2 protein-coding genes are annotated in these 7,396 nt (G+C 37.5%); both read left to right on the top strand.

Annotated features, from left to right (window positions below):
• Positions 1-13: 13 nt before the first annotated feature.
• Positions 14-2,053, top strand: coding sequence for a protease Lon-related BREX system protein BrxL (brxL, locus tag FTV03_RS11410; protein WP_180041461.1), 2,040 nt, complete (start codon positions 14-16; stop codon positions 2,051-2,053).
• 63 nt (positions 2,054-2,116) lie between these two features.
• Positions 2,117-6,847 (top strand): AAA domain-containing protein, encoded by a 4,731-nt coding sequence (locus tag FTV03_RS11415; RefSeq protein ID WP_180041462.1) that lies wholly within the window; start codon positions 2,117-2,119, stop codon positions 6,845-6,847.
• The last annotated feature ends 549 nt before the right edge of the window (positions 6,848-7,396 follow it).

Genomic DNA, 7,396 nt, shown 5'->3' on the forward strand with positions numbered 1-7,396 from the left:
GAGCGTAGCCTACATGGAATCTGCTAACGATAAAGAACTGGATCAGCTGCTGAATGAACACTTTGCCGGGCGGGTGGTACGTAAGGATCTGACTAAACTGATCAAAGAAGGGGCCAATGTCCCTGTCTATGTACTCGAATACCTGCTGGGGATGTACTGTGCCTCGGATGATCCAGAGATCATTGAACAGGGACTACGTAACGTAAAGACCGTACTGGCAGAGAACTATGTACGACCTGATGAAGCTGAGAAGGTGAAATCCCTGGTTCGTGAACGTGGCAGTTATAAGGTTATTGATCGGGTGACCGTAAAGCTGAATGAGCGTAAGGACAAATACGAAGCATCATTTAGTAATCTGGGCATCAAAGATGCCGAAATCTCGGCAGGCATCGTCAAAGAGTATGAAAAATTACTTGTTGGTGGTATCTGGGTCATTGCTACGCTCAGTTATTATTTTGAAGAAGGACAAACCAATTCTCCATTTGGGGTGAGCTTACTCAAGCCGATTCAAATGCCGAATATGAATATGGATGAACTCTTCAGTGGCAGAGCAGCATTAAGCACTGATCAGTGGCGCGAGAGTTTAATTCGTTCGATCGGCATGGAACCGGCTTCGCTAAAAGAGGACGTGCAATGGCACCTATTAGCGCGTATGGTTCCGTTCGTTGAAAATAACTATAACGTCTGTGAACTGGGACCACGCGGTACCGGGAAAAGCCATATATACAAAGAGTGTTCACCGAATAGTATTTTAGTCTCTGGTGGGCAAACGACTGTCGCCAACCTGTTCTATAACATGAGTAGCCGCCGTATTGGTCTGGTTGGTCTTTGGGATGTGGTGGCCTTTGATGAAGTTGCCGGTATTTCCTTTAAGGACAAAGATGGCGTACAGATCATGAAAGACTACATGGCCTCAGGATCTTTTGCGCGTGGCCGGGAACAGATGGAAGCCTCTGCTTCGATGGTTTTTGTGGGTAACATTAACCAAAGCGTTGAATCTCTGGTTAAAACCAGCCATCTCTTGGCGCCGTTCCCTGAAGCAATGATCGACTCAGCATTCTTTGATCGCTTTCATGCCTATATCCCAGGCTGGGAAATTCCCAAGATGCGTCCGGAGTTCTTCACTAACCGTTATGGTCTGATTGTTGACTACCTTGCAGAATTCTTCCGCGAAATGCGCAAGCGTAGCTTTGCAGATTCCATTGAGAAGTACTTCAAACTCGGTAACAACCTGAATCAGCGCGATGTGATCGCCGTTCGCAAGACGGTTTCTGGATTGATGAAGCTACTCTACCCACATGGTCAATTTAACAAAGAAGATGTACGGCAATGCCTGGAATATGCACTGCAGGTGCGCCGTCGGGTCAAAGAACAGCTGAAGAAAATTGGTGGTATGGAATTCTATGATGTTCATTTCAGCTACATCGATAATGATACCTTAGAAGAACATTTTGTATCGGTAAAAGAGCAGGGTGGAGGTGGACTGATTCCCGAAGGTCCTGCTAAACCAGGCTTTCTGTATACCATCGGGCTGAGTAATAAGGGCATGCCTGGGTTATACCGCTTAGAACTGCAAGTCACCAAAGGTTCAGGAAAATTGGCGACATCTGGCTTATGGAATTCAAGTAGTGCCAAAGAGCAGGTCAAGATCGCATTTGATTACTTCAAGGCCAATGCATCTCGAATCTCGGGTGGTAGTAAGGTGCTGGAACATGACTTCCACTTACATGTGGTGGAATTACAGAATACCGGGCCGCTCAGCCATCTTGCCTTGCCAAGTTTAGTGGCTTTCGCTTCTGGCCTGTTAGGACGATCGGTACAAAGTCAGATGGTGGTACTGGGTGATATGAGTCTAGGTGGCTCTGTGACTCCGGTGGAAAGTATTGCCGAATGTCTGCAAGTTGCTTTTGATGCTGGTGCCAAGAAGGTTGCTTTGCCAATGAGTAGTGCAGCAGATATCCCTACGATTCCTGTGGAACTGTTTACCAAGTTCCAGACCAGTTTCTATGCAGATCCGGTGGATGCGGTGTTTAAGGGGCTGGGAGTGGATTAAGTTGATTCTGTATAAATCAATTAAAGAGAAAAGCTTTTAAAATGATTAGGAAATATGAATCACATGAAGGATTTAATAACAGCTATTTTGGTTAAACAGCCCAAACTTACTGCTAGAGAAATTGCCAAAACTCTTGGTATTGAAAAGAAAGAAGTGAATGCTTTTTTATATCAAAATCAAGATATATTTTCACAAGATGAAGCCTTTTGCTGGTCTTTAGCTATAAACCCGTCAGTTAAAAATTTAGAAAGACCAATGATGAACTCTGAACTTGAATTAAATGATATTGTTAAAAATAAACTGATTCAATTGTTGGATTATGTATCTCATCAAGCTGAGGATACTCAAAAAATTCAATATGAAATGAGTGGTAATAGATTTTATTCTTATGATCTAGAAAAACTTCGTGGCTTAAAAATTCTGAATGATGACGATTGGTGGTTTCAAATTGAAAGATTACAGCTTCAATCGATGCCGAAACCATCTGAAATACTCTCTTCATATATTCATTTTGATGCCGAAAAAGAACCCACTGTTAACTTTTCTAGTTTAAATAAGATTGTATTTTTCAAAGAAGTTCATCAATTCCGCTTGCCCTACAGTAGCGTGACATGTGATTTGATTACTAAAATTGACATACTTCAGAAGCTATTCAAAGAATTCGAAAGTTATCAAAATATTTGGAAAGATTGGAAACAAAATAACGATGAGATTAAAAAATCTATTGTTGTTTACGATAAGTTATTCTCATGGAATACAGCGATTAATTTAGGTGGAACAGGTGATGGTGAAGAAATTGTTGCAGGCTTTGGCTTAGTTGACTGGGTACTTCCAACGACTCAAAAATCTTACTCATATCCTCTTATTACTATCCCGTTAGAAATGGAGATAGAAAAAAATGGATTAATACGTGTAGGTGCCAAAGATACACGTGCCAATATAGAAATGGATGCCATCTTATTAGAGGATGATCTGCCTACTTCAGGACAAGTAAAAGTAACCTTAAAAGAAAACTTAAATAATGGTCGCTCATTACGCCTATTTGAAGGGGAAACTTACTCTGATCTAGTTAATGCCTTCGTCGCGAATATTTTTTCAAAAGGAGCAATTGTTGAGGCTGAAAATAGGGCTATACCATCTAAAAATCTAGCGGTGACATTAACATCAGTATTGTTTAGTCGTCCTAAAAGAAATTCTATTTTAAGCGATGACATTGAGTTATTAAAAACTAAACTTAATGACCCTTCAGTGGCTATACCTGAACAACCTTTATCGTTAGTGACAGAATTAAAAAGCGATATTAATCAAAAAGAGACTTATAGTTTTAGAGGGCGTTCTGGTACTGAGGGATTCGGATCAAAAGTTGAAGAGCTTTATTTCCCGCTGCCTTATAACAAAGAACAAATTACTATTGTTCAGAATCTGCTAACCAGCAGTGGTGTAGTGGTGCAAGGTCCACCAGGTACAGGCAAAACACATAGTATTGCCAATATTATCTGTCACTATTTGGCGAATGGTAAAAAAGTACTGGTAACTGCACAGCAGTCACATGTCCTTAAAACAGTACATGAAAAGATTCCTGATGAATTAAAGCCTTTAGTAGTCAGTCGCATTGGTTCAAGCAAAGAAAGTAAAAATCAGCTTGAATCTTCAATCGATTTGATTGTGCAAAAAATTACCCAAATGAATGTTGCAGAAGTTCGAAAAACGATCGAAGTTCTAAAACATCAAATAGATCATAACCATCATGAAATGGCTTTGATTGATCGAGAAATATATAACTTTGCAGAAAAGCATTATCAAAATATTGAAGTAGATGGTAATAAAAAATTACCTATGGATATCGTGAAAACGGTATTAGAAAGTAGAGCATCCTGCGAATGGTTTACCGACCAATTAACTTTGGAGGAAAAAGACCAGTTTCCTTTTTCCCAGATTGAGTTGATTCAATTGAGAGACTCAAGGAAGAAAATAGGTATAAACTTACCATACATAAATTATGGACCTCTGCCAGCTCCTGAAAAGCTGTTAGATTCGGCGAGCCTGAAGAAATTAAGTGAGTTCTTAAAAGAAAAAGATGAGATTGAGGAATTCTTAAAGCAAAATGACCTACATAGTTTCAAGGAAACTATTTCTGAATCAGAAATTAATGAGCTAAGAGATTGGTTAAAGATTTATCTAGAAGATCTAAACTTTGTTCTTGATCATGCAGAACCATGGTTATTGAGCTATTTCAAGAAGATAAATGCAGAAGATAAGGCTATGGAACTTGATATCTATAGTAACCTTATTCAAGAAGTTCAGCCTTTATTGGAATACAGGAAAACGCTACTAATTGATCCCATAGAGCTGAATTTTGAGATACAACCAAACTCAAAAGAATATCAAGCTGTTCAACGTGCTGTTGATACAGGTAAGCCATTTAATTGGTATCATTTTGGTACTGCTGAATTACAAGACCTTTTTAAGTCGATTAAAGTTTCTGGAAAATATCCTGATACATCAGATGAATGGAAAAGACTTAAAGAATATCTTGATAGAAAGCAGACTCTTAATATCTTTATGAGCAAATGGAATAGTATTGCCGCACAATTAGACATTCCTTTAATTGAGTTAAATAATCGTAATATCGATGAAATATTAAAAGAGTTCACGCAGCTCATCAGTAGAACCCAAAAATGCCTAGATTTAAAAAATAAATATTTGGATCAATTTAATGCGAATTATTTAAAAGTTTTTAAGAGAGCTAAATCTTTTGATTTCTACGGATTACCTAAAAATATTGATGAGTTGATTCAATTGTTAGGGCAGAAGTTAAAAATATTTAATTTAGAAGTCTATCAACAACAACTGGCTGATCAAATCCTTTATTTATCAGAGTTTGGTAATAAAATATCAAATCAGTTAAAAAAAATTGTATCTCAGATTGATTCCGATTCATTACATGAAAGTGAACTTGGCGAGTATGCTGATTTATTAAAAAAATTATCACATTTAAAAGATCTAACTGAAGATTTTGAAAGAGTTAAATCCGCCAGTATTAGATTGAGTAAAACAAATGCTTTGATTCTTAGTAAACATATTCTGGAAGTTCCGTACGCTGAAGAAATTGAAGATCCTGTATTACGTAATACATTGCTAGAGGCTTGGGAATGGAAACGTCTTGAGATTTTTGTAATGGCCATCAGTAATACAAGTCAAATTGAAAATTTGTATGAGCGCCGTCGTATTCACGAGAAGAATCTATCTCAAAATTACGCTCAATTGGCAGCAAACAAGACATGGCTGGCATTAAAGGAAAATGCCTCAGACAAAATTTTAGTTGCATTACAGCGTTATAAAATTGCTGTACAACACTATGGAAAAGGGACAGGTAAGAATGCTCCACGTTATAGAAAAGATGCTCAAGTAGCCCTTAAAGAGGCAACAGCAGCTATTCCTTGCTGGGTCATGTCACATCTTCAGGTATCTGAATCTATGCCTGCTGAATTAGGCCTCTTTGACTTAGTGATTGTGGATGAGGCATCACAATCATCAATTGACGTATTACCTGTTTTAATGCGTGCTAAAAAATTATTAGTAGTGGGGGATAATAAACAAGTTTCTCCGAGTAATGTCGGTCTAGCAAGTGCTCAAATTGATGTATTGAGAAATCGTTATCTACATGGTCAGCCACATGCTGCATATTTAACACCAGATATGTCTTTATACGACATGGCTTCTTCTATCTATGAGTCAAGTGTGATGCTTCTAGAGCATTTCCGCTGTCATCCTGCGATCATTAGTTACAGCAATAAAAACTTTTATGGTAACCGTATTAAGCCAATGCGATTATCGAAGAAATCTGAGCAGTTAAGTCCAGCTTTAGTCGCAATTTATACACCGCAGGGGTATAGAGAATCTAAAAATAGCAAACATATTAATCGAATAGAAGCGAAAGCAATTATTGAGGAAATGAAACTTCTTCTTAAAGATGAACGATACACGAATAGATCAATCGGTGTGATCTCATTGTTGGGACCGGCGCAGGCTGAGTTCATTCAATCAGAAGCTTTGAATGAATTTGGTGCAGGTACTCTTACCCAAGTTCAATTTGCTTGTGGGGATGCTTCAGCATTTCAGGGTGCAGAAAGAGATATTATTTTCTTATCTATGGTAGCAGATCCTCAGAATTGTCATGCTTTGAGTCGATCCGATCATGAACAGAGATTCAACGTAGCTGCAAGCCGTGCTCGTGAACGGATGTATCTCGTCCATTCCGTGAGTCGTGATCATATATCTCCAAAAGATCTAAGGCTGAATTTACTCAATCATTTTTATGATTTGCAAGAAGATAAAAAAGCATCATTTGAAGCAAAATTAGACTTGTGTGAATCAGAGTTTGAAAAATCTGTATTTACGACACTTCATGAAATGGGTTACACAGTTACTCCACAGGTTAAGGTTGGAAGCTATCGAATCGATTTAGTCGTTGAGTCAGATGGTGATCAGCGTTTGGCTGTTGAATGTGATGGTGATAGCTATCATGGGCCAGAACAATGGCATGATGACATGACTCGTCAACGTGCTTTAGAACGCGCAGGATGGACATTCTGGAGATGCTTTGCATCGAGTTGGTCCATTGAACGTGAAAATATGATTATGTCATTAAAGGAAAAACTTGATGCAATGGGTATAAAACCTACACATGGAATGAGTAGCTTAACTCAAGATGTAGAACACAAAGTGTGGGTAGATGACGAATCTGAAATGAGTGCGGAAAGTGACATCGAGAAAGATTTGTTAATTCTTTAATTGTACTAGCTTGTATTTAAATGGATTCGCTAGCGGACACTTACGTAACTAAAGATTACAGTAGTAATCTTTAGTTTGAATTCGCCAGGTTTCTTTTTATACTTTTAAGGTATTGTGTCGTTGCTAAACTAAAATTTATTTGTATAAGGGTTAAGAGATAAGCATGAGAGGTATTAATTTTTGACATATTAATGATTAATTAAATAGGATAATTTTAATCGTCTTTTTTAAATATAACTAATTAAAAGCAATTGAATTTTTACGTTGCTGACTATGTTTTTCAGGTTTTTGTTGCTTAAGTGTTTAATTTTTTTTATATTGTGAAGAGTGGTTTTTTATTTAAAAGATTAGGTTGATTCAATTTCAATTTTAATTATGTAAAACAGTCTTTCTTTATGAAGATTTTAATCTAAATTAAAATTTCTCTGTACACGACAAATTTCATAGGATCCTTGTCCTATCAGGCTTTTTCTTTCTTAAAATTGCTAGCACTTTCTTAAATTCTTCTTTTTTTCCAAAACCAATCAAACGTAGAATAGCCATTTGAAC

Origin of the sequence: Acinetobacter sp. YH12218, from assembly GCF_013417925.1 — a bacterium.
Classification (GTDB): Bacteria; Pseudomonadota; Gammaproteobacteria; order Pseudomonadales; family Moraxellaceae; genus Acinetobacter; species Acinetobacter amyesii.